The organism is Specibacter sp. NPDC078692, assembly GCF_040686835.1.
In the GTDB taxonomy this organism is placed as follows: domain Bacteria; phylum Actinomycetota; class Actinomycetes; order Actinomycetales; family Micrococcaceae; genus Specibacter.
In genome coordinates this window covers 18798-39942 of sequence record NZ_JBFBLV010000031.1, presented here as the reverse complement: position 1 = coordinate 39942, position 21145 = coordinate 18798, and the positions used below count along the sequence as shown (strand labels likewise).

At 60.6% G+C, this 21145-nt stretch carries 21 protein-coding genes; 14 read left to right on the top strand and 7 right to left on the bottom strand.

The genetic code is table 11. The annotated features are described in order from the left end of the window. Positions 1 to 15 precede the first annotated feature (15 nt). Positions 16 to 1572, top strand: a complete 1557-nt coding sequence (locus AB0O97_RS17095) for a stealth conserved region 3 domain-containing protein (RefSeq protein WP_363884252.1) — start codon at positions 16 to 18, stop codon at positions 1570 to 1572. 93 nt (positions 1573 to 1665) lie between these two features. Here AB0O97_RS17095 and fdhA read toward each other — a convergent pair whose 3' ends face one another. The 6 genes from fdhA to AB0O97_RS17065 all read right to left on the bottom strand — a co-directional run bounded on the left by fdhA (position 1666) and on the right by AB0O97_RS17065 (position 7378). Further along, positions 1666 to 2877: a formaldehyde dehydrogenase, glutathione-independent gene (gene fdhA, locus AB0O97_RS17090; RefSeq protein WP_363884250.1), complete on the bottom strand. Its 1212-nt coding sequence runs from the start codon at positions 2875 to 2877 to the stop codon at positions 1666 to 1668. Between the two features lie 326 nt (positions 2878 to 3203). Continuing rightward, a complete protein-coding gene (locus tag AB0O97_RS17085) occupies positions 3204 to 3734 on the bottom strand; it encodes a DinB family protein (RefSeq protein ID WP_363884248.1) in 531 nt (176 codons plus the stop codon). 91 nt (positions 3735 to 3825) lie between these two features. Next, positions 3826 to 4461: a lactate utilization protein C gene (locus AB0O97_RS17080; RefSeq protein ID WP_363884247.1), complete on the bottom strand. Its 636-nt coding sequence runs from the start codon at positions 4459 to 4461 to the stop codon at positions 3826 to 3828. Further along, complete coding sequence (locus tag AB0O97_RS17075) at positions 4458 to 6005, bottom strand: LutB/LldF family L-lactate oxidation iron-sulfur protein (protein ID WP_363884245.1); 1548 nt, start codon at positions 6003 to 6005, stop codon at positions 4458 to 4460. The genes AB0O97_RS17080 and AB0O97_RS17075 overlap by 4 nt, the downstream gene beginning before the upstream one ends. Then, positions 6002 to 6799: a (Fe-S)-binding protein gene (locus AB0O97_RS17070; protein WP_363884243.1), complete on the bottom strand. Its 798-nt coding sequence runs from the start codon at positions 6797 to 6799 to the stop codon at positions 6002 to 6004. The genes AB0O97_RS17075 and AB0O97_RS17070 overlap by 4 nt, the downstream gene beginning before the upstream one ends. Positions 6800 to 6922: 123 nt before the next feature. After that, positions 6923 to 7378: an Lrp/AsnC family transcriptional regulator gene (locus tag AB0O97_RS17065; RefSeq protein WP_363844022.1), complete on the bottom strand. Its 456-nt coding sequence runs from the start codon at positions 7376 to 7378 to the stop codon at positions 6923 to 6925. Positions 7379 to 7522: 144 nt separating this feature from the next. On the opposite strand from AB0O97_RS17065, the gene AB0O97_RS17060 reads away from it, so the two are divergent. Continuing rightward, a complete protein-coding gene (locus AB0O97_RS17060; protein WP_363884241.1) occupies positions 7523 to 8260 on the top strand; it encodes a LysE family translocator in 738 nt (245 codons plus the stop codon). A 56-nt stretch (positions 8261 to 8316) separates the two neighbouring features. Here the strand turns inward: AB0O97_RS17060 and AB0O97_RS17055 are convergent, their stop codons facing one another. Further along, positions 8317 to 9351, bottom strand: coding sequence for an adenosine deaminase (locus AB0O97_RS17055; protein WP_363884240.1), 1035 nt, complete (start codon positions 9349 to 9351; stop codon positions 8317 to 8319). A 306-nt stretch (positions 9352 to 9657) separates the two neighbouring features. Between AB0O97_RS17055 and AB0O97_RS17050 the strand changes: the two genes are divergently transcribed. The 12 genes from AB0O97_RS17050 (at position 9658) to AB0O97_RS16995 (ending at position 20980) form a co-directional block, all read left to right on the top strand. Further along, entirely contained in the window at positions 9658 to 10767 is a 1110-nt protein-coding gene (locus AB0O97_RS17050) for a DUF475 domain-containing protein (protein ID WP_363884238.1), read from the top strand. 49 nt (positions 10768 to 10816) lie between these two features. Further along, positions 10817 to 11410 (top strand): TerD family protein, encoded by a 594-nt coding sequence (locus tag AB0O97_RS17045; RefSeq protein ID WP_363884236.1) that lies wholly within the window; start codon positions 10817 to 10819, stop codon positions 11408 to 11410. 69 nt (positions 11411 to 11479) lie between these two features. Beyond that, positions 11480 to 12061 carry a TerD family protein gene (locus AB0O97_RS17040; protein ID WP_363844030.1) on the top strand — a complete coding sequence of 194 codons (582 nt, stop codon included), beginning with the start codon at positions 11480 to 11482 and terminating at the stop codon, positions 12059 to 12061. 103 nt (positions 12062 to 12164) lie between these two features. Next, positions 12165 to 12746 (top strand): TerD family protein, encoded by a 582-nt coding sequence (locus AB0O97_RS17035; RefSeq protein WP_363844033.1) that lies wholly within the window; start codon positions 12165 to 12167, stop codon positions 12744 to 12746. 75 nt (positions 12747 to 12821) lie between these two features. After that, positions 12822 to 14015, top strand: coding sequence for a toxic anion resistance protein (locus AB0O97_RS17030; RefSeq protein ID WP_363844036.1), 1194 nt, complete (start codon positions 12822 to 12824; stop codon positions 14013 to 14015). A 35-nt stretch (positions 14016 to 14050) separates the two neighbouring features. Beyond that, positions 14051 to 14608, top strand: a complete 558-nt coding sequence (locus AB0O97_RS17025; RefSeq protein WP_363844039.1) for a hypothetical protein — start codon at positions 14051 to 14053, stop codon at positions 14606 to 14608. Then, positions 14596 to 15147, top strand: coding sequence for a TerD family protein (locus AB0O97_RS17020; protein ID WP_363844042.1), 552 nt, complete (start codon positions 14596 to 14598; stop codon positions 15145 to 15147). Before AB0O97_RS17025 ends, AB0O97_RS17020 begins: the two co-directional genes overlap by 13 nt. Before the next feature lie 348 nt (positions 15148 to 15495). After that, the gene (locus AB0O97_RS17015; protein WP_363844045.1) at positions 15496 to 16224 is read left to right on the top strand and encodes a hypothetical protein; all 729 of its coding nucleotides are present in this window, start codon (positions 15496 to 15498) and stop codon (positions 16222 to 16224) included. Between the two features lie 112 nt (positions 16225 to 16336). Then, positions 16337 to 17461, top strand: a complete 1125-nt coding sequence (locus AB0O97_RS17010; protein WP_363884234.1) for an HpcH/HpaI aldolase/citrate lyase family protein — start codon at positions 16337 to 16339, stop codon at positions 17459 to 17461. Then, positions 17458 to 19002: a phosphoribosyltransferase domain-containing protein gene (locus AB0O97_RS17005; protein ID WP_363844051.1), complete on the top strand. Its 1545-nt coding sequence runs from the start codon at positions 17458 to 17460 to the stop codon at positions 19000 to 19002. The genes AB0O97_RS17010 and AB0O97_RS17005 overlap by 4 nt, the downstream gene beginning before the upstream one ends. Beyond that, positions 18999 to 20168, top strand: coding sequence for a cysteine protease StiP family protein (locus AB0O97_RS17000; protein WP_363884232.1), 1170 nt, complete (start codon positions 18999 to 19001; stop codon positions 20166 to 20168). The genes AB0O97_RS17005 and AB0O97_RS17000 overlap by 4 nt, the downstream gene beginning before the upstream one ends. After that, positions 20165 to 20980: an HAD family hydrolase gene (locus AB0O97_RS16995; RefSeq protein WP_363844057.1), complete on the top strand. Its 816-nt coding sequence runs from the start codon at positions 20165 to 20167 to the stop codon at positions 20978 to 20980. Before AB0O97_RS17000 ends, AB0O97_RS16995 begins: the two co-directional genes overlap by 4 nt. Positions 20981 to 21145: the final 165 nt, after the last annotated feature.

Below are 21145 nucleotides of genomic sequence, written 5' to 3'. Positions count from 1 at the left end.
CTTCAGGAGTCCGCAGTGCCCAGCAAGCCCCCAACGCCCGCCTCGCCTGCGTCCCCTGCGTCATCTGCGTTTGAAGCTATCCGCTCGCGTCGAGACGTGACGGTCAGCCGCGACAGACTTGCCCTACTCAACACGGCTGGAGTTACACCCCAAGAGGCCATGGTCGCCGATCTTTTGGCCGTTCGTGCGGCGCTGGATAGTGGCGGGATCGAGTACCTGCTGGTGCGCGGCAACGACGAACGGCCAGTGCTGGCGATCGAGCGTTCCCTGCGCGAACGCCTCGAACGGTGCCTGACGGCCGCCTTCATCCAAGAACCGTTTTATGCGCGCAGCGTTGACACCCGCAAATCCACCGTGTTGTTGGCCGAGGGATTGCTGGCCAAACTGCCCGAAACACAGATCGTGCGTCTCTTCCGCCCACGAGTAGCTCCCACTGGAGGGCTGTATTACGGGGCGGCATGGGGAGTACAAATTGAGTTGTGGGCCTTTTCCGCGGACCACATTGACCTGCCGCTGGAAAACTCGCTCACGCGCCGAACGGTGGAACGTGGGGAAGCTAAGCGCAGCACCGTGGAGCTTCACGGATTGAACTGGCCCACCATTGAGAACATGTTCATTGATCATGCCTTTGATGTCCGCTTCGACATCGACATGGTATTTTCCTGGGTTGACGGCAGCGCCGCCTCTTACCAGTCAGCGCGCCGGGAGCTTGAATCAGAAGCGTTGCTAGGCGAGGGCGATGACCATGAAGCCCGGTTTCGCCAAGTAGATGAACTGAAGTACGCACTACGTTCGGTGCATCTTTTTGCCCCGTGGATCCGGCACATCTTCATTGCCACGGATTCGCCGGCTCCGCAGTGGCTTGCCGAGCACCCGAAAGTCTCCCTGGTCCGCAGCCAGGAGCACTTTGCCGACACCTCAGTCTTACCAACGCACAATTCCATGGCGGTGGAGTCTCAGCTGCACCACATCGAGGGCCTAGCGGAACACTTCCTATATTCCAATGACGACATGTTTTTGGGTCGCCCGCTTTCACCGGACCTCTTCTTTACCCCTGGAGGAATCACCCGCTTCATGCTCTCCCCCAACCGGATCGGGCTGGGCGAAAGCGATGTGCAACGCAGTGGTTTTGAGAACTCGGCCCGCGTCAACCGCAGGCTTTTATGGGAACGTTTTGGCACCTTCACAACCCATCATCTGGAACACAGCGCGGCGCCGCTGCGCCGTTCGGTCCTGGCTGAACTGGAACAGGAATTTGCACCGGAGTTCGTGGCCACGGCCGCCAGCACATTCCGGGCAGCAGGAAACATTTCGGTGACCAACTCCCTTTACCACTACTACGCCTTGCTGACCGGCCGGGCCGTCATGCACAAGGACGGTCGGGGAGTTTACGTGGATACGGCAAATATGGCAGGGCTCGCCGACTTGCCGCAGGTGCTGGCTCGGCGCAATGCCGACTTTTTGTGCCTCAATGACGGCAGTTTCGGCGACGCCGCCCCGGAAAAGCGTAGGGAACTGGTCACCGACTTTTTGGAACAGTACTTCCCGTTCAAGGCGCCGTGGGAAAAATAACGGTTCGAACACACCAAAGAGGTGGTTGTCACCGCTCGCCACCGGTGAACCGGCAGTGAGCGGTGACAACTACCCACGAACGTCTGCGTCCGGCTAGCCCAGATACCCGTTCGGGTTCAGGACGTACTTGGTGGCGGCACCGGCGTCGAACTCGGCATAGCCGCGCGGCGCGTCGGTGAGGGAAATGGCCTGGGCGTTGACGTTCTTGGCGATCTGCACCTTGTCGTGCAGGATTGCCATCATCAGGCCGCGGTTGTACTTCATGACGGGGCACTGTCCTGTTGTGAATGCGAGGGACTTTGCCCAGCCGGTGCCCAGGCTCAGCGACAGCGAACCCTTTTGTGCGGCGGCGTCGATGCCGCCCGGATCGCCGGTCACATACAGGCCGGGAATGCCCAGCGAGCCGCCGGCTGCTGTGATGTCCATGAGGTCGTTCAACACCGTAGCCGGCGCCTCACCGGCACCGGAACCGTGGCCCTTGGCCTCGAAGCCAACGGCATCGACCGCGCAGTCGACCTCGGGCACGCCGAGGATCTGCTCGATCTGCTCCGCCGGCCCGCCCTTGCTAAGATCCACGGTTTCACAACCAAACGCTCGTGCTGCCGCCAGACGATCAGCGTTCATGTCAGCGACAATGACGACGGCGGCACCCAGCAGATGGGCGGATGTTGCCGCCGCGAGGCCCACTGGCCCGGCGCCGGCAATGTAGACGGTGGAGCCGACAGTCACGCCGGCCGACACTGCACCATGGAAGCCGGTCGGGAAGATGTCGGAGAGCATGGTCAGGTCCATGATCTTCTCCAGCGCCTGGTCCCGGTCCGGGAACTTCAGCAGGTTCCAGTCGGCGTACGGCACCAGCACGTACTCGGCCTGGCCGCCCACCCAGCCGCCCATGTCGACATAGCCGTAGGCACTACCCGGTCGGTCCGGGTTTACGTTGAGGCAGATGCCGGTCTTGCGTTCCTTGCAGTTTCGGCAGCGTCCGCATGAGATGTTGAAGGGGACCGAACAAATGTCCCCCACCTTGATGAATTCAACGCCGGGGCCCACCTCGACCACTTCGCCGGTGATTTCGTGGCCCAAAACCAGATCCGACGGAGCCGTGGTGCGTCCTCGCACCATGTGTTGGTCGGAGCCACAAATGTTGGTGGCCACTGTGCGCAGGATGACACCATGAGGAACTTTTCTTCCCACGTTGGCAGGGTTGACGCCCGGCCCGTCCTTGAGTTCAAACGTGGGGTAATCGATGTCAATAACCTCGACGACTCCGGGTCCCTTGTAGGCAACTGCTTTGTTTCCTGACATGGTTTTTCCTTCCCAGTTATTTCAGAAGACACCTAATTGGCGCTTCAAGTGCAATGAGAAATCAACCCCTGCCGCTTCGTGCAGCACACTGAAAGTGCGCGCCTGCGGCGCGTGATGAGTGGTGGTCAACAGGGTTGTTGTCAGTCTAGGCCTGGCCGGGGAAATATGTAAGGGCACCGGTCTCGGCACGCTCGATCACCGACGGGGCTCCACCTGAAGCGAGTACGCAGGCGCCTGACCTTCCGGCGCCCGAGCTACAAACTTTGCTTCTGCGGACCGTTACGCCGTAACCGTGCGCAGCTCATTGAGTGGCGCCTCATTGTGCCTTAACCACGCGCAGGCGCCAAGTCTCCCTGACTCAGGAGGCCCTTAACATAGGCCGCCTGACCGCCGTGTTGCACGCAGTCATCAAGAATGCTGATGAGCCGAACTCCTAGCGTCACCGGCGGATCCCAGCGTTCATCCACGATTCGGTCCAGCTCGGCATCGCTCAACCCACCAACATATTCCAAACTTCGGGCCAGAACCGCCTCGAGGTACTCACGCAGCAGTTCCGTAGAATCCACATGAACGGCGGTCACCTGCTCTGCCGTGTGTCCGTAGCCGGTATCGGCGGGGTCCAGCCCAAAAGCAAAGCGGTCAGCGTACTCTCCGCTGCGCCACACAGATTCAGTCCCGGCCACCTCGGCAATTTGTTCGTCTTGCCCGCGCGACAGGTGCCACACAAGCCAGGCTATGGAATTACCGCTCCCGCCCGGGCGCCAATTCGCGTTCTGTGGCTCCAGACCGTGTAGGACACCGCCAACAATGGTGCCAATTCTGCCGAAAGCGTCAGTCAACAACTCCGAAGATCTCATGCCTGTCATGCTTCCACCGGGAGCGGCAACTGTCGAGAGTTGGCCTCGACAGGCTCGACCACCGGGACTCGGCGATCGAGCAGCGGAGGCGCTACGTCAGGATAATGACGTCCAGGGTTCGCGGTCCGTGGACGCCCTCAACACGTTCGAGTTCAATATCGCTCGTGGCGCTAGGCCCGCTGATCCAGGTTTGCGGTCGGGTTGCTTCCAAACGGGCAATCGCCTCCGGCAGCACCTCCACAATGTCCCCCGCACGCAGGATGCAGATGTGCCGATCCGGAACGAGGGAGATGATACGCCGACCCTGATCATCACTGCCATCCAGCATGATGGTTCCGGTCTCGGACACGGCCGTCGCGGCAGCGGTGACCACGGCGTCCACAGCATCCAGTTCCGCTACGGTGAGGCGGCTCTCCGGCGAGTCAACATGCACAGCCAACGTCCCGGCGTCGTTCTTCAAAGCTGCAAGCCACTCCTGCGCCAGGCCATGCGGCACCACAATCGAGGCACTGCCGGCGAGCAGTTCGGCCAGCCGTGCGGCAACATCGGAGGTGGGTGTGAGGAACACGTTCGCCTTGTAGTCCACCAGCCTGTCCACGAGCTGCTCCAGGCGCTGCGCCGCGGTCATGTCCGAGCTGCGGCGGTAAATCCGGGGCACCACGGGCGTCACCGGCGCATCACGCAGGGCCGATTTGATCCGGTTCATGATGTCCTCGCGGGCGCTCATGCCTGCTCCCCTTCGCTGGTATTTGAGGTGGTGCTTGAGGTGCCCTCGCCAAGTACGACGGCGGCGCCTGGCTGATGTTCTTTGTCCCACCACTGGCGGAACGACTGGCTGGGTGGGGCCGGGATGTTCCTACTCTGGGTCCAGCCACCAGCGATGCCGGGGAGCCGTTTGATGACTTTGGCGCGTCCGGCAACGAGCTTGCCCAAAGGCAAGCCCTTTTCCAGCAGGGCCAGATGTGAGCCCTTGGAGAACGCCCATTCGGCACCCTTCATCATGAGGTCCATCTGGGTGGGGATCTTGACCTTGGCGCGTTTGGAATCAACGTCTTCGCCGCGTAAGTGGACCAGGATTTCGGGGATGTTGATCTTCACGGGGCAGGCGTCAAAGCAGGCGCCGCAGAGGGAGGAGGCGTAGGGCAGGGAGTTGTTTTCCTCGCTCTTGATACCTGTCATAAGGGGTGAAAGGATCGCGCCGATGGGACCCGGGTAGGTGGATCCGTAAGCGTGTCCTCCGGTGCGTTCGTAGACGGGGCACACGTTCATGCACGCCGAACAACGGATGCAGTTCAGTGCCGTGCGGCCGTATTCATCGGCGAGTGCTGCGGTGCGGCCGTTGTCCAGCATGACCAGGTGGACGTTTTGTGGGCCGTCGCCGGGGGTGACGCCGGTCCACAGCGAGGTGTAGGGGTTCATGCGCTCGCCCGTGGAAGACCGGGGCAGCAATTGCATGAATACTTCAAGATCGGTCCACGACGGCAGCAACTTTTCAATGCCCATGACGGTGATGAGCGTTTCCGGCAGGGTCAGGCACATGCGGCCGTTCCCTTCGGATTCCACCACGGTCAAGGTGCCGGTGTCGGCCAAGCCGAAGTTGGCACCCGAGACGGCCACCTTGGCGGAGAGGAACTTTTTGCGCAGGTGTGTGCGGGCGGCTTCGGCCAGACGGGCCGGGTCATCCGTCAGGTTTGGGTCCACCACGGGCATTTCGCGCAGGAAGATTTCGCGGACCTGGCTGCGGTTTTTGTGGATAGCCGGGACCAGGATGTGACTGGGCTTGTCGTGGTCTAGCTGGACGATCAGCTCAGCCAGGTCAGTCTCGTAGGCCGCTATGCCCTGCTCTTGAAGGTATTCGTTCAAGCCGATTTCCTGGGTGGCCATGGACTTGACCTTGACCACTTCAGTTTCACCGGTCTCGCGGATCAGGGAGGTGACAATCTCATTGGCTTCCTGGGCGTCGCGGGCCCAGTGAATGATGCCGCCGCGGGCGGTGAAGTTCGCTTCGAACTGCTCCAGCAGGGCTGGCAAATTCGCCATGGTGGCGTCCTTGATGGCGCTGCCAGCGTTGCGCATGTCTTCCCAGTCGGGAAGTTCGGCAACAACTTTCAGCCGCTTGTCGCGAATGGTGTGGGTTGCGTGGCCCAGGTTGGCCCGCAATTGCTCATTGCCCAGTTCGCGGTGCGCTGCCTTCGGGAAGGGTTCGGTGGCATTGAGGTTACCGCTGCCGAAAACTGGCAATGTGGGCATGCCCAAAAAGGTGTTGCTCATCGCTTGCTCCCTGCCAATTTCACGTCGCCAGTGACTGTTATGGGGTTTTCAAGAGTGCTCGCCAAGATCTCAGCAAAGTGGAGGGTGCCCACCTCGCTGCCCTGGCGGGACAGTCCGCCACCAATGTGCAGGAGGCAGCTGGCGTCGCCGCCGGAACACAGCTCTGCGCCGGTGCCGCAAATGTTGGCCGCCTTGTCGGCGTTCATGGCGGCGGAAACATCGGCATTCTTCATGGAGAAGGTGCCGCCGAAGCCGCAGCACTGATCGGCTTGGGGCAATTCCACCATCTCGATGCCACCCACGCTTGCCAGCAGGTTCAACTGGCGGTCTTCCAGACGCAACAGCCGCATACCGTGGCAGCTGGGGTGGTAGGTGACCTTATGCGGAAAGTACGAACCCAGCTGTTCTGCCGCATTGGTGATGCCCAGAACATCGGTCAGCAATTGGGAGAGCTCGTAGGTTTTGGCGCCTACCTTGGCAGCTCTGGCCTCAAGTGCAGCATCACCACAGCGGCGGGCCACCATCTCATGCTGGTGCTTAACACTGGCAACACAGGAACCTGAAGGTGCCACGGCGACGTCGTAATCATCGGTGTCGAAGGCTTCGACGTGGTTGGCCACAACGGCGTGGGCTTCCTTGAAGTAGCCGGAGTTGACGTGCATCTGACCGCAGCAGGCCTGCCCAGAGGGGAACACAACCTCATGTCCGAGCCGTTCCAGAAGGGCCACAGTGGCCTGTGCCGTGCGCGGGTACATGGCATCGACGATGCAGGTGGCGAAGAGCGCAATTTTCATGATTTCAACTGTAGGGCAAAACACATTGAATGTGGACTGACCACACCCTAACTTCAATCATAGCGCCACTCCATGGAGCCACTTTTGTACCAGGGCAGGTCCACAAAATCCGGGGCGTGGAGGCTAGAGCGGCAGTCCAGCTCCTGGTTTCAGATTCTTCATGACAAGGGTGGAACTGACGCGCTGCACACCCGGGAGGACCGTCAGCTCATTGTCGAAGCACTGCTGATAGTCACTGAGATCCTTAGCCATGACTCTCAAAATATAGTCAGGGTCGCCAAATAGTCGCTGGGCTGAGGTAATACGAGCATTGGCCGAAACCTGCGCCTCGAACTCGTCCATGGTGGAACGGTCAACGCGCGCAAGAGTCACAAACACCAGCGCCTCAAAACCCAGTCCTACAGCAACCGGATCAATGATGGCGCGGTAACCACTAATGGCGCCGGACGACTCTAAATCTTTGAGCCGACGGTGACATGGCGCAACGGTCAAACCCACCTCAGCAGCCAAGGCAGTCGCACTCATTCGACCGTCGTTTTGAAGTGTGCGCAAAATTTCTTTATCAATGGCATCAATCACAGATATATCTTATCGCGGCACTCGTATTTATGGACAAAAAAGGTAAGCACTTATGTCTCCATTTTCCCTAAGCTTGCCGTAGAAGATCAACAACAATGATCAACAACCGCAGTGATCACGACGAATCTAGGCAGCAGGAGCATCATGGAACCGCAGGCACTCGTAGGCTTCCTCATAGTCGCCATCACCCTGACCTGCACACCTGGCCCGGATTGGGCTTTTGCGATCGCTTCCGGTCTGGGAAAGCGCAGTTTCGTGCCTGCCATTGCAGGGCTTTGTGGCGGCTACGTCCTGCATACCATCTTGCTGGCGGCCGGGATCGCGGCACTCATGGCAGCCATGCCTAGTTTGTTGTTGTGGCTGACAGTTGCCGGAGCCCTCTACCTTTTGTGGCTCGGCTTCATGACCACCAGATCATGGCGAGGCGCCGGATTTGTCACCGTGGGACCGAACGGAGAACTGCCCGTGAATCCGGCTGCGGGAAAAGCCATGACGCCTGAGGACTTGACCCCTACAGCCTCCGCACTCGGCAAACCCAACTCAGCCTGGGGACCGTTCCTGCAAGGCTTTGGTACCAGCAGCATCAACCCGAAGGGGCTGCTGCTGTTCGTTGCCCTCACCCCGCAGTTCATCAAGGTCGACGCCGCATTTTCAGTACCACTTCAGTCGGCCATTCTGGGGCTGTCCTTCGTCGCTATGACCGCCGTCATTTACTCGCTCGTGGCAGTCGGCGCTCGGAAATTGTTGCGATCACGTCCAGCTGCGGCTCGCGGCGTGACACTGACAAGCGGCCTCATCATGTGTGCACTAGGCACCCTCCTACTCATCGAGCAGGTGGGCCCGGTGACACAAGCGGCCGGGGGTCTGCTTGCCCTCGGCTGACTTCCGCCGACCACGTTGATTCTGCCCGAGCCTATCCATCGGACGCCACGAAGAACTCAGTCCTGCGCAGCACTCCAAGCAGCCAGCTCACCCAGCAGTTGATGCTTGCGCTCGTCAGAGGCAAAAGATGAGCGGATGGAGTTGGCCGCCAACAGCTCAACTGTCGCCGAGTCCCATTCGAACTCGTCCACGAGCGCGCCAAAGTTAGCCCCAACGTAGCCGCCAAAATATGCGGGATCATCGGAGTTGACGCAGACGTTCAGCCCCGCCGCAATCATCTGCGGCAGCGGATGGGCGGCCAGGGTATCCACGGTACGCAGCCGGACATTCGAGAGCGGGCACACCGTCAATGGAACCTGCTCAGCCACCAGCCGCTTAACCAAGTATTTGTCTTCTACAGCCCTAATTCCATGGTCGATCCGCTCCACACCGAGCAGGTCCAACGCGTCCTCAACATAGCTGGGCGGGCCCTCTTCGCCGGCGTGAGCCACCAAGCGCAGCCCTGCTTCTGCGGCACGTTTGAACAAGCGGATGAACTTCGACGGCGGATTGCCCACCTCTGCTGAGTCCAGGCCAATGCCGATAATGGGCGCGTTCATAGCCAGCAGCTGCTCCAGAACGGCAAGCGCAGACTCTTCAGATTCATCACGCAAGAATGCGGCGATGAGTCCTGTCGTGATACCAAAGTCCGCCTCGCTGGTGGCGAGGGCAGCGGCGATACCGTTGACCGCCGTCGAAAGTTCCACTCCGCGAGCAACATGAGCCTGGGGATCAAACATGATCTCCGCATGGCGGACTCCAGATTCCTTGGCGCGGGCCAAATAGGCCCCCGTCATGTCGGTAAAGTCAGCCTCCGTGATCAGCACGGCCATGTTGGCGTAATACAGGTTCAGGAACGATTGCAGATCGGTGAACTCATACTGTTCCCGTAATGCTTCCAGTGTGGGAAACGGCAGTGTGATGCCGTTGCGCGCCGCCAGCGCCAGAATCAATTCCGGCTCGAGGGTGCCCTCAATGTGCAGGTGCAGTTCGGCCTTGGGAAGCGCAGCCACGGCTGCAGGATCAACGTTTTCAACAGGAGCCTGGGTCATGAATCCAGTCTATGTGGGAGCCCAAGACCTAGCCGACCGCAACAACCCTCCCCCGCGCCCCGCAAATACGGCCCAAAACACCCAATGTCGGAGGGGTACGGCAAGATGATGCTCAGCAGATTCAATGACAACCGGGAACTTTTCGGAACGGCCAACCATTAGGAATATGTAGCGTGAATGGAGATAATTGAATTTGAACAATCCGGGCCCGTGCCGTGAGGCTTCGTGGCACCGAATCCAGATCGATGAAATCCCTGATCCGTGGCAGGTCTTAGGATTTCCTGAGGAGCTTTTTAGCGCGTGTTCATGAGAACTTTTGGCTGGTCCTTCGGGATCACCGCAGTAGCGCTCACCCTCGCCTTTTTCTACGGCGGCATCGAAGCGCTTATCCTCTGTGCCATCCTCGGTGTTTTGGAAGTCAGCCTCAGCTTTGACAATGCCGTAGTTAACGCCCGCATCTTGGAAAAGATGAGCGCGTTCTGGCAAAAAATGTTCTTGACGGTCGGTATTTTGATCGCCGTTGTCGGTATGCGCATCGCGTTCCCGCTCTTGATTGTTGGCGTCACGGCCAACCTCAACCCGATCCAAGCCGTGCAACTGGCGCTGGAAAAGGGCGACATCCATACAGAAGGCAGCTACTCCTACCTGTTGCACGACGCGCACCCGCAAATCGCTGCCTTTGGCGGTGTCTTCCTGCTCATGCTATTCCTCGACTTCATGTTCGAGGAGCGCGAAATCCACTGGCTTAAGTGGCTCGAGAAACCTCTAGCTTTCATTGGTCGCCTGCATGGCGCATCAATGGTCATCGCCCTGCTGATCTTGGTGGCCTCCGCCGCCATGGTCCGCCCCGGCAAGGAAATCGACGTTCTCATCGCAGGCATCCTGGGCATGGTCACCTACATGTTGGTGAACGGCCTCGGTGACCTCTTCGACGTCGACGGTGACGGTGATTCGGACGCAGACGATATTGCTGCCGAGGCGGCAAAAATCACCAAAAAGTCCAACAAGGGCGTCGGCAAGGCAGTGGGCAAGGCCGCGTTCATGCTGTTCCTCTACCTTGAAGTCATTGACGCCTCGTTCTCCTTTGACGGCGTCATCGGCGCCTTTGCCATCACCTCCGACCCCATCATCATCGCCCTTGGCCTCGGCCTGATCGGCGCCATCTTCGTCCGCTCACTGACGGTGTTCCTGGTCCGCGAAGGAACCCTCGATGACTACGAATACCTGGATCATGGCGCCCACTGGGCCATTGGCGCCCTGTCCATCATCTTGCTCTTGACCATCAGTATCGAGGTCAACGAGGTCATCACCGGAATCATCGGCGTGGTCTTCATCGGCGCCTCATTCTGGTCTTCCATTGTTCGAAACAAGCGAGCTGCAGCAGCAGAAATCAAGGTTGAGCAGCTCACTAATTAGCATCAACACCCACGTTTTTCCACACCTATTCACCAAGGAGCTACACGCTATGGGACTTAGTTTGCAAAAGGGCCAGGCCCTTTCACTGAAGAAGAACGACGGCGCCGCCCTCACCCGGGTGCGGATGGGACTGGGCTGGGATTCTGCAGCCCCCGTCAAGCGCGGACTGTTTGGCGGCCTGAAGAAGGCAGCCGATATCGACCTAGACGCCTCAGCCATTTTCTTTGACGCCAGCGGTAAGGCCCTTGACACGGTCTTCTTCAATCAGCTGAAGAGCAAAGACGGCTCCACCCAGCACACCGGTGACAACCTGACCGGTGAAGGCGACGGTGACGACGAGACCATCCTGGTTGATCTGGCCAAGGTCTCACCGGCCGTGTCCCAGATTGTGTTTGTTATCAGCAGCTACAGCCGCCAGACCTTTGACCTGGTAGAGAACGCATTCTGCCGCCTCGTTGACGATTCAACGGCTGGCTCCCCTGAAGTTGCCCGTTTCCAGCTGACCGATTCAGGCACCCACACCGCCATGATCATGGCCAAGGTGTCCCGCGAGGACACCGGCTGGGCGTTCACTGCTATTGGCGAGCGAGCCAACGGACGCACCGCGATGGACCTGATCCAACCGGCAGCAAACTCACTGTAGGGTTTCGCCAAAGGCTATTTCGTTTTAGTTTGTAAGTGGCACTTCAGTTATTAGAGGAGTTCAGTTCAGATGGCATCTTTGACACTTTCCAAGGGCAGCAACCTTTCCCTAACCAAGGCTGATCCCGGCCTGCAGATGGCCATGGTTGGCCTGGGCTGGGATCCGCGCACCACCAGCGGTCACCAGTTCGACTTGGACGCATCAGCATTGCTGGTTACCGCCAGCGGCAAGGTCCGCAATAACGATGACTTCATCTTCTACAACCAGCTCGAATCCAAGGATGGCTCGGTTGTTCACCAGGGCGATAACCGCACGGGTGAAGGTGACGGCGACGACGAGCAGATCCTGATCAATCTCGCCACGGTTGCCGCCGATATTGAACGTGTGGTCATTGTGGTCTCAATCGACCAAGCGGAAGTCCGTGGCCAGAACTTCGGTCAGGTTCGCGACGCCTACTGCCGTGTGATCAACCAGGAAAACGAACAAGAAATTGTTCGCTACGACCTTTCCGAGGACGCCGCGTCGGAGACCACTATGGTTTTCGCTGAAATCTACCGCAACGGCGCAGAATGGAAGTTCCGCGCCGTCGGCCAGGGCTACGCCAGTGGCTTGCACGGCATCGCCACCGACTACGGAATTGTTCTGGACTAGTTCACCGTGGTGCGCGGAGGAATCCGCGCACCACACCGCTTTGACGGTAACCGGCAACCCGCCGGCAGCTCACAAACCATTTACAATGTAAGGACGCGATTTCATGGCTGGACTTTCGCTTGCCAAGGGCAACAACCTTTCTTTGACCAAGACCGACCCCGGCCTGCAACAGGCACTCATTGGCTTGGGTTGGGATCCCCGCACCACCACGGGTGAGGCTTTTGACCTGGACGCCTCAGCTCTGCTGGTCGCCGCATCCGGCAAGGTCCGTTCCGGCGATGACTTCATTTTCTACAACCAGCCTGCTGCCAAGGACGGTTCGGTGACTCACCTCGGTGACAACCGCACTGGCGATGGCGCAGGTGATGACGAGCAGATCCTGATCGATCTGACCAAGGTTGCCGCAGATGTAGAACGCATTGTCATCGTGGTTTCCATCGATCAAGCCGAAGCCCGAGGCCAGAACTTTGGCCAGGTTCGCGGAGCCTACTGCCGCGTGGTCAACCAAGGCAACGAGCAGGAAATTGTGCGCTTCGACTTGAGCGAAGATGCTGCTCCCGAGACGTCCATGCTGTTCTCGGAGATCTACCGTAATGGCAGCGAATGGAAGTTCAAGGCCGTAGGCCAGGGCTACGCCTCCGGGCTGGCCGGCATCGCCACCGACTTCGGCGTCCCTCTGGGCTGACCCCTCACCGTTTCGGCCTTCTCCGTTTCAGCAACGCTTCAACAACCTCCAACTACTTGGAAATTGGATCTCACCATGACTTCACCTTTGACCCCGCCCACCGAAACCGAAACCGCACTGGTACTGAAAGCCCCCGACGCTCCGGCGATCGTCGCGGCTGAAGAAGCCCCCGGCATGGTTCCGGTGCCTGCCGAACGCCAGGCCGAGATCAACCGTCAGGCCAAGGACTACATCGCCGAGATCGCCACGTTCGATGCCCGCAGCCCCGAGTTCACCTCCAAGGTTGATGGCATCTCCAAGCTGGCCGGTTCGGAAATGACCAACTCCTCGAATGCTTCCAGCCGCATGTTGGAGCGCTCCTCAACTTCTGTTGCCGGAGCCAAGAAGAGTGGCAACAGCGCCCAAGCCCAGGTTGCGGGCACTTTGAATGATCTGCGCAGCACGGTGGAGGATCTGACCCCGAACAACGCAGATTTGACCGTTGGCCGGAAGATTCTCGGTTTCATTCCGGGTGGCAACAAGCTGGCCAAGTACTTCCAGAAGTACGAGTCCGCCCAGACCCAGCTCGATGCCATCATCAAGTCGCTCATGGCTGGCCAGGACGAGCTCCTCAAGGACAACGCCAGCCTGGCCGGGGAAAAGGTCAAGCTCTGGGAGACAATGCAGAGCCTGAGCGAGTACGCCGTGTTCGCCAAGGCCCTGGACGCTGCCTGTGTTGAGAAGATCGACTCTACCCGCGCTTCGGGTCAGGTTGAGCAGGCGCAGAAGCTTGAAGCCGATGTGCTGTTCCCCATCCGCCAGCGCCACCAGGACATCCTGACGCAGCTGGCTGTTTCGGTGCAGGGCTACCTAGCCATGGATCTGATCCGTAAGAACAACCTGGAACTCATCAAGGGTGTTGACCGGGCCCGTACCACCACCATTTCGGCCCTGCGCACTGCCGTGATCGTGGCCCAGGCCCTGGCTAACCAGAAGATGGTGCTGGACCAGATTGACGCCATCAACACCACCACCAACAACATGATTCTCAAGACCAGTGAGATGCTCAAGGATCAGACGGTCCGCATCCACCAGCAGGCGTCAACATCCGGCGTCAGCGTGGAGACCTTGCAGAAGGCCTTTGATAACGTCTTTGAAACCATGGACGCCATCGACACCTTCCGCGCCTCGGCCGCCAAGAACATGGAAGGCACCGTGGTAGCCCTAGAAGCCGGCCTGGAGCGGGCCAAGCCTTACTTGGAGCGCTCCCGCCAGTCGGAACGCGAGTAGGCTAAAACGTACGACGACGAAACTAGGGTAATGCGATGATTGGCCGTTTTGTGGGGGGCAGGTTTGGCGGAGGCCAGGCGCCCCAAGTACCTGCCCCGCCGGTAGTTGACCCGGTCGCGGAGGAAATTGCCCAAATGGGTGCCTCCGTGGACAGTTTGCGCGCCGCCGTGCGCCGATCCGGCAGCAGGCTGCCTCCCTTGCTGACTTCACAGTTGCGCCATTTGGGCGACCTCATGCGTGAGGCAGTGGCGGACATTAGCATCAGGGGCTGTTCCACGGAGCAGCGCGTCCTGCTCAACGCCATGATTTGTAGTTACGTCCCTACGCCGTTGCAGTCGTACCTATCGCTACCTCCAGCACACCACGACGAGGAATCGTCGGCAACCTTCATGTTCGCCGAGCAATTGGCCACGCTGGAGGAAACTTTGGCGGATCTACTCAACCAGATCCGCATTGGCGCGGTGGAAGAACTATCTACCCACGGCCGCTTCTTGGCGGATAAATTCTCCGCTCAGGATGCTGCCCTGCAGCTTCAACAACCAGCATCAGAGAGGGACCCATTGCGTTTGGAGGGCCAGTCTTGGCAACACTAGTGGCAGGGGCCAACGCGGCCCTAACGGCTGAAAATCCGGGCCTGGATCAGGTCCTTGTGGCCATGGGGTGGGACATCATTCCCAGCCGCGGCCCCCAGGCCGAGCTGGTCCCTTTCGCTATCATGTGCGATTCAGATGGCAAGGCGGTCTCCAATGAGCACCTGGTGTACTTCAACCAGCTTGCCAGTGCCGATGCCTCGGTGACCTTTGTGGGCTCCGGCGATCAGGAGCAGATCGATGTCGAGCTGGGCAGGATCCCGGCGGACATTTCCAAGATCATCTTCCTGGCTTATGTGGACCCCGAATTTCGTGGTCAGGGCACCTTTGGCGCGGTACGAAACGCCCACATTCGTGTGGCCACGGCAGAGAACCGCGAACTGGTCCGCTTTGACCTGGCCGTCAGCCAGCTGGATTCAGTCACGGCCATGATCTTTGGTGAGCTGTACCGGCACCGCGAGGACTGGAAGTTCCGTGCACTGGGGCAGGGCTACAGCACAGGTCTGGCCGGAGTGGCCAAGGACTACGGAATCAGCCTGTAGGGCCTCACCGTGAATAATCCTTCAGCTCCGCGCACCGACCTGCCGTTTCTGCGTCGCCGGATCAAACCAGGCCCAGCCCAACCGGTTCAGCCCTCCGTTACCTCGGCTATGTCCTCGGCACAGTCGCCGACACAGGTCCCTCGGCAAGCCCCGGCGACCGCACCCGCCGCACCTATGCAGCCATCGTCCGGACCGTCCTTGACTCTGCGCCACCCATCGACACCGGCCACTGCACCCGCGCAACCCTCGGTCCGGCCCCAGGTTTCTGCACCCGCACAGTCATCCTCAGGGCCTTCCTTGACGCTGCGTCAGCCTACTCAGCCGCCGTCTTCCAACCAGCCTGCTCCGGTGGCTGCCCCCCGTCTGCAACCGAGCGCGCCGGCAACCGCCCGCCCCACGTCGCAACCATCCGCACAGGCGGCTTCCGGCGTAGCCTCGCCTCCCAGGACCAGCCCGTCCGGGTTGGTCCTGGGAGGTGCGGCTCCGGCGTCGTCCACGAGTCCCCGTGCCAAGAAACTGGCAGCACAGCGAGAAAAGGCGAAGCTGGAGGATCATGAGGTTCGGCTGTTGTTCCCGGCCCCCGGGATCCGGGACATCTACGAGCTGAACCTGGTGGACCGTGTGCTCAGGCTGACGGTGCTGGAATCGTCGGTGGGCACCTTGGTGGTCAGCGGCAGCACGGCCGTTGCGTGGGAGGATGTGCGCCGGGTGACTGGCGGAGCGACGGTGGATGGCCACAAGGCCGGGACCTCCGTTATGACTTCCGGGAACCGAGAATTGGTGGGTTACCACGGCCGCGATGCGCTGGTTTCCTTGCGCCATGTGCGTGAACTGCGCCGGGCCGTGTTCATCAATCGCAGCAGTGCCGCCATGGGTGTGCGGCTATTCTCCGGTGAATCCGTGGCGCTGCCACCTGCGGCCGATGGCACGCAGATGGTGATGTTGCTACACAGGATCGGCAACGTCCTAGAGATGCGGGCGGAGCCGGTGCCTCATACCTGGACCGACCAGCAGATCTGGCACGAGTTCGACTTGTCCATGACGCATAGCGCGCCCGCCTCCGCCTACGGGCGCTAGGGCATATGCCTCGCGGGCCATATTTTATTTCAGGATTACTTTGAAAGGGCCAATGCGACATTTTCGCTCCTTGACCGCGCTCCAATCCTCTACCCTTTTTCATCGTCTACCTGTGGAATTGACGGCTCATAGCTCGCCCGAGCTGCAGGCCGTTGCCCTTGGCGGGACGCTATATACTCCCGCTAACCGGCCGAATCTAGTCAAGGACATTCTGCGCCAGCGCGATCTCGGCTGCGTGTCTATGGTGCTGTGTTTGGAGGACTCCATCCCCGATGCGGATGTAGCCAGCGCAGAGGACAACGTGGTCTCCACGCTTGGAGTCCTCGCCGAATATGATGACGCCCTGCCGCTGCTTTTCGTCCGGGTCAGGACGCCCGAACAGATGCTCTCGGTGGCCCGCCGGGCCGGTGCCGCCACAGGCGTGCTGACCGGCTTTGTGATCCCTAAGTTCGACAACGAATCAGGGGCAGGTGCGGCCTTCCTCGAAGCGTTGCACATCATTCAGGCCGAGCTGGGCCTGGACGGCAACCACTCAAGCAACACCCGCAGGCTGCGCGTCATGCCCATCTTGGAATCACCGTCCGTGATCCACGTCGAGACCCGGGACGCCGCGCTGACCAACATTTACACGCTGCTCGCCGCCAACCGAGAGGATATCCTCTCGGTCCGGATTGGCGCCACGGACATGTCCAGCGCCTTTGGCCTTCGCCGCTCACGGGATCTAACCATCTATGACGTCAACGTGGTGGCCAGCGTCATTGGCGACATTGTGAACGTATTGGGCAGGCCCGCCGGCGGCTTCGTCATCTCCGGCCCCGTCTGGGAGCACTTCGCCAACACCGAACGCGTGTTGCGCCCACAATTGCGCGTCACCCCGTTCGTGGGCCCCCAGGAAATTGAGCTCCGTCAACGCATCATGACGGCAAACCTGGACACCCTCATTCGGGAGATTGAGCTCGATCTTGCGAACGGACTGCTCGGCAAAACTGTCATCCACCCCACCCACGTGGCCCTGGTCCATTCCATGAGCGTGGTCAGTCACGAAGAATATTTGGATGCCTTGGCCATCGCCGGCAACACCAACGGCGGCGCCGCGGCCTCCCCCTACGGCAACAAAATGAACGAGATGAAGCCGCACCAGGCCTGGGCGCAACGTACCCTGCTGCGCGCCGACGCCTTTGGTGTGGCCGCCGCCAACATTAGTTTTGTCGACCTGCTGGAAGCGAGCATGGCGTGAGTGAGCCGGGCGTAAGTGTCTGGAGCGGCGGTTTTGTTGCCGATCAACTCAACGTCGCCATCCACAGTGACCCCTCCAGTGCCGTTGCCATCGAGGATCTGGTGGGTCTGGCCCTGCGCCGCAACCCCAAGCGCGCCCACCTGCTGGTCTCCCGGGTGTTGGCCAAGCATGTGCCCACCGAGCCGGGTTTGGTCATCGCGGCCGGCGAGCTGCTGGGCGCGTTTGTCGCAGCTTGCCTCTCCACCCTGAAGCACGACGCCGGGACCCCACCTCTGGAATCGGCCCGCGCCGAGGCCATTGCCTCGGCCGCGGACCTGCTCACCGCAGCCCTGCGGGAACGGCCCGGACAGCGGCAGGCGGCCATCGCGTCCCTCACCGCCGCGGTGGCGTCGTTGCGCACACAGGCGCCAGACGCCGTCGTGATTGGCTACGCCGAAACGGCCACGGGTTTGGGGCGGTTGGTGGCTAATGCACTGGGCGCCTATTACATCCATTCAACCCGGCATGCCACGCCCGAGGTGGAGTCGGTGGCCGGGTTTGAGGAGGGGCATTCACACGCCACATCGCACGCCATGGTTCCCACGGATCCGCAGTGGTTGGCGACGAGCGGGCCGGTGGTTCTGGTCGATGACGAGTTCAGCACCGGTTCCACCGTCATCAACACCATCCGCGAGCTGCATGCCCTGACGTCGCATGAGATTTACGTAGTGGCCGCACTCATTGACCTCCGCAGCGCCGCCGACCGGGCTCGCTTCGACGCCTTGGCGACGGAGTTGGGTTGTCAGATCCAGGTGACAGCGTTGGGCACGGGATGGATCGAGCTTCCCGACGATGTGCTCATCCGTGGCCAAGAATTAGTGGAACAAATGCCTGCCGCGGAATCTACCGAGCCCACCGACGAAACTGCCGGGGAAGCTGCCGGGCGGGTGTCCTTCCTTGAGTTCGATGCCGGTTTCATTGCCCCGGTGCGCAGCGACCGCTTTGGCAACATCGCCCCACCTCCGCCGGCCACCGTTGAGGCCATTGCCGGGCATTTGGCTGAACAACTTGCTAGGACCGGCTGCCAGGGTCCGTTCGCAGTGTTGGGCTGTGAAGAAAACATGTCTTTGCCATTAGCCGTGGCACAGGTCTTGGACCGATTGCGCCCGGACGATGACGTGCGTTTTTCCACCACGACGCGCTCACCCATCGCTCCCCTCGACCGGGCTGATTACGCCATTGCTGGCTCCTTGAGCTTCGCCAGCCACGATCTCACCAACGACGGCCCCGGCCCCCGCTTTGCCTACAACCTAACGGGTTCTGGGCAACGGCCCGGAACCATTGTGGCTTTCCCTGAACCTGGCACGGACCGAGAGCAGCTGCTGCACAGCTCAGTCCCGGGCCTTCCCCCACTGACTGTGGTGCTGGCCGCAGCAAGTGATGACACAGTGGTGGTTCTGCTTCCCGTTGATTCCCCCACAGCCGCAGCTCCCAGCCACGCCGCTCCCAGCCAGACAGTAGCGACCCCCACACACCCCAGCCAAACAGAGGATGCTCCATGAGCCTGCCTGCCCTGCCAACACCCCTAACCGGGCCGGATTTTGGCTCCTACGCGGCCGAAGAGGTCACCTGGCTACTGAAGGATTTGAGCCATCTACAGCTGGAAGCACCCACCGCGGAGCGGGAGCGTGCCATCCAGTCCGGTGCCGCCAGCTACGCCGAATCGCTGCCGGTGGAGTACTCGCCCAGTTCCGAATACCAGGAGCTGTACCAAGTTGCTGTGGAGCGTGCGGGTGAGCGAATTGCCACAGCCGTAGGCGTGGTGACGGAGTTGGCGCTGGCCGCCCGCAACAACCAGCCCGTGCTGGTTTCGCTGGCCCGTGCGGGCACCCCCATTGGCATCTTGATGCGGCGTTGGGCTAAGGAGATTCACGGCCTGGATTTGCCACATTTCACCATGAGCATTGTGCGCGGGGTGGGCCTTGACCCAACGGCATTGCGGTATCTGGCTGCCAACTTTGATCCGGATAGAATCCTTTTTGTGGATGGTTGGACCGGCAAGGGCGCCATTTCCCGAGAGCTCACGGCTGCCTTGGATGACTTCGCCGCCAGTTCCGGCACCCGCTTCCCCGACGATCTTGCCGTCCTGGCAGATCCCGGACATTGCGTATCCATGTTCGGCACCCGCGAGGACTATTTGATCCCCTCGGCTTGCTTGAATTCCACGGTTTCGGGGCTGGTCTCGCGCACCGTTTACAACGTGGAGCACATTGGCCCGCACGAATTCCATGGCGCCAAGTTCTATGCGGAATTGGCTCCCAACGATGTCTCCAATGACTTCCTGAACGCCATTGGCGCGCACTTCCAGCGCATCCACCCGGAGGTACTGCGCCTGACCGCCGAACACCAGGCAGCAGCACCGCAACCGAGCTGGATCGGTTGGCAGGCCGTGGAACGGATCAGCTCCGAGTACGGCATCAACAACGTGAATCTGGTCAAGCCCGGGGTGGGCGAAACCACCCGCGTGCTGCTGCGCCGAGTGCCGTGGAAGGTGCTGGTCAATCCTGAGGCGATGACCGACGTCGCACATGTACTGTTGCTAGCCCAACAGCGTGGAACCCCTGTGGAGGAAGTCCCGGGCCTGCCGTACAGCTGCGTCGGGCTGATCCATCCGCAGTTCGACAAGAGCGCCGTGGGCGCCGACGGAAAGGCCGTGCCGAACGCATGAGCACCCCCCATGTTGTTGCCTGCGACCTTGACCGGACGCTGATTTACTCCAAAAACTCGCTCTGGCTCAGTGGTGCCGATAAGGATGCGCCCGCGATGGTGGTGGTGGAGGTTTATGAGGGCGCTCCGTTGTCGTTCATGACGCGCGCCGCCGAAGAATTGCTCATTGGCGTCAAAGCGGCGGCCACGTTTGTTCCCGCCACCACGCGCACACAGGCCCAGTACGAACGTGTTCAGCTGCCCGGTCCGGTCCCCGAATACGCCATCACCTCCAACGGCGGGGTGCTGCTGCATCACGGTGCGCCGGACACCGCGTGGAGTGCGCAGCTCACGGCCCACATGGCGGCAGATTGCGCGCCCCTGGAAGAGATTGAAGCGCATCTGGCCAAGCCGGAATTCGCGCCGTGGATCCTGCGACTGCGCCGCGCCGAGGACCTTTTTGCCTACGCCATCATTGACCGGGATGCCATGCCCTCCGCCTTCTTGGCGGAGCTCGTCGAGTTGTGTGACGCGGCAGGCTGGAGCGTTTCGGTGCAAGGCCGCAAGCTCTATTGCGTTCCAAAACCCATCAACAAGGCGGCGGCTTTGGCAGAAGTTATCCGCCGGACAGGTACCGAGAACGTCATTGCAGCCGGCGATTCGCTGCTGGATGCGGGCATGTTGGACGTTGCCCAGCTCGCTTTCCGTCCCATTCATGGAGAACTGCATGACGCCGGACACATGGCTGAGCAGCTCCGTCTCACCTCGGTGCGCGGGGTTCTTGCGGGCGAGGAGATCCTTCGTGAGATCCTGGCCGAAGTCACCGCAGCCTAGCTCACCATCTCCCGCCGTCCCCTCCCGGTCAGGCCGCGAAAGGTCAGTAGTGGGTCCGTCGTGGCAAAGCAATGTCAGTACTCACCGATAGGCTGGAAATTACCGCTGTTCCTAGCTTGGGGAGAACTCCGTCTTGTCTGCACCACGCCCGACCCGCTCATTTGG

Bases quoted from the DNA above. Each gene is read 5' to 3' on its own strand.
- fdhA (WP_363884250.1), bottom strand. From the start codon at position 2,877: ATGTCAGGAAACAAAGCAGTTGCCTACAAGGGACCCGGAGTCGTCGAG.
- AB0O97_RS17085 (WP_363884248.1), bottom strand. From the start codon at position 3,734: ATGAGATCTTCGGAGTTGTTGACTGACGCTTTCGGCAGAATTGGCACC.
- AB0O97_RS17080 (WP_363884247.1), bottom strand. From the start codon at position 4,461: ATGAGCGCCCGCGAGGACATCATGAACCGGATCAAATCGGCCCTGCGT.
- AB0O97_RS17075 (WP_363884245.1), bottom strand. From the start codon at position 6,005: ATGAGCAACACCTTTTTGGGCATGCCCACATTGCCAGTTTTCGGCAGC.
- AB0O97_RS17070 (WP_363884243.1), bottom strand. From the start codon at position 6,799: ATGAAAATTGCGCTCTTCGCCACCTGCATCGTCGATGCCATGTACCCG.
- AB0O97_RS17060 (WP_363884241.1), top strand. From the start codon at position 7,523: ATGGAACCGCAGGCACTCGTAGGCTTCCTCATAGTCGCCATCACCCTG.
- AB0O97_RS17055 (WP_363884240.1), bottom strand. From the start codon at position 9,351: ATGACCCAGGCTCCTGTTGAAAACGTTGATCCTGCAGCCGTGGCTGCG.
- AB0O97_RS17050 (WP_363884238.1), top strand. From the start codon at position 9,658: ATGAGAACTTTTGGCTGGTCCTTCGGGATCACCGCAGTAGCGCTCACC.
- AB0O97_RS17045 (WP_363884236.1), top strand. From the start codon at position 10,817: ATGGGACTTAGTTTGCAAAAGGGCCAGGCCCTTTCACTGAAGAAGAAC.
- AB0O97_RS17040 (WP_363844030.1), top strand. From the start codon at position 11,480: ATGGCATCTTTGACACTTTCCAAGGGCAGCAACCTTTCCCTAACCAAG.
- AB0O97_RS17035 (WP_363844033.1), top strand. From the start codon at position 12,165: ATGGCTGGACTTTCGCTTGCCAAGGGCAACAACCTTTCTTTGACCAAG.
- AB0O97_RS17030 (WP_363844036.1), top strand. From the start codon at position 12,822: ATGACTTCACCTTTGACCCCGCCCACCGAAACCGAAACCGCACTGGTA.
- AB0O97_RS17025 (WP_363844039.1), top strand. From the start codon at position 14,051: ATGATTGGCCGTTTTGTGGGGGGCAGGTTTGGCGGAGGCCAGGCGCCC.
- AB0O97_RS17000 (WP_363884232.1), top strand. From the start codon at position 18,999: ATGAGCCTGCCTGCCCTGCCAACACCCCTAACCGGGCCGGATTTTGGC.
- AB0O97_RS16995 (WP_363844057.1), top strand. From the start codon at position 20,165: ATGAGCACCCCCCATGTTGTTGCCTGCGACCTTGACCGGACGCTGATT.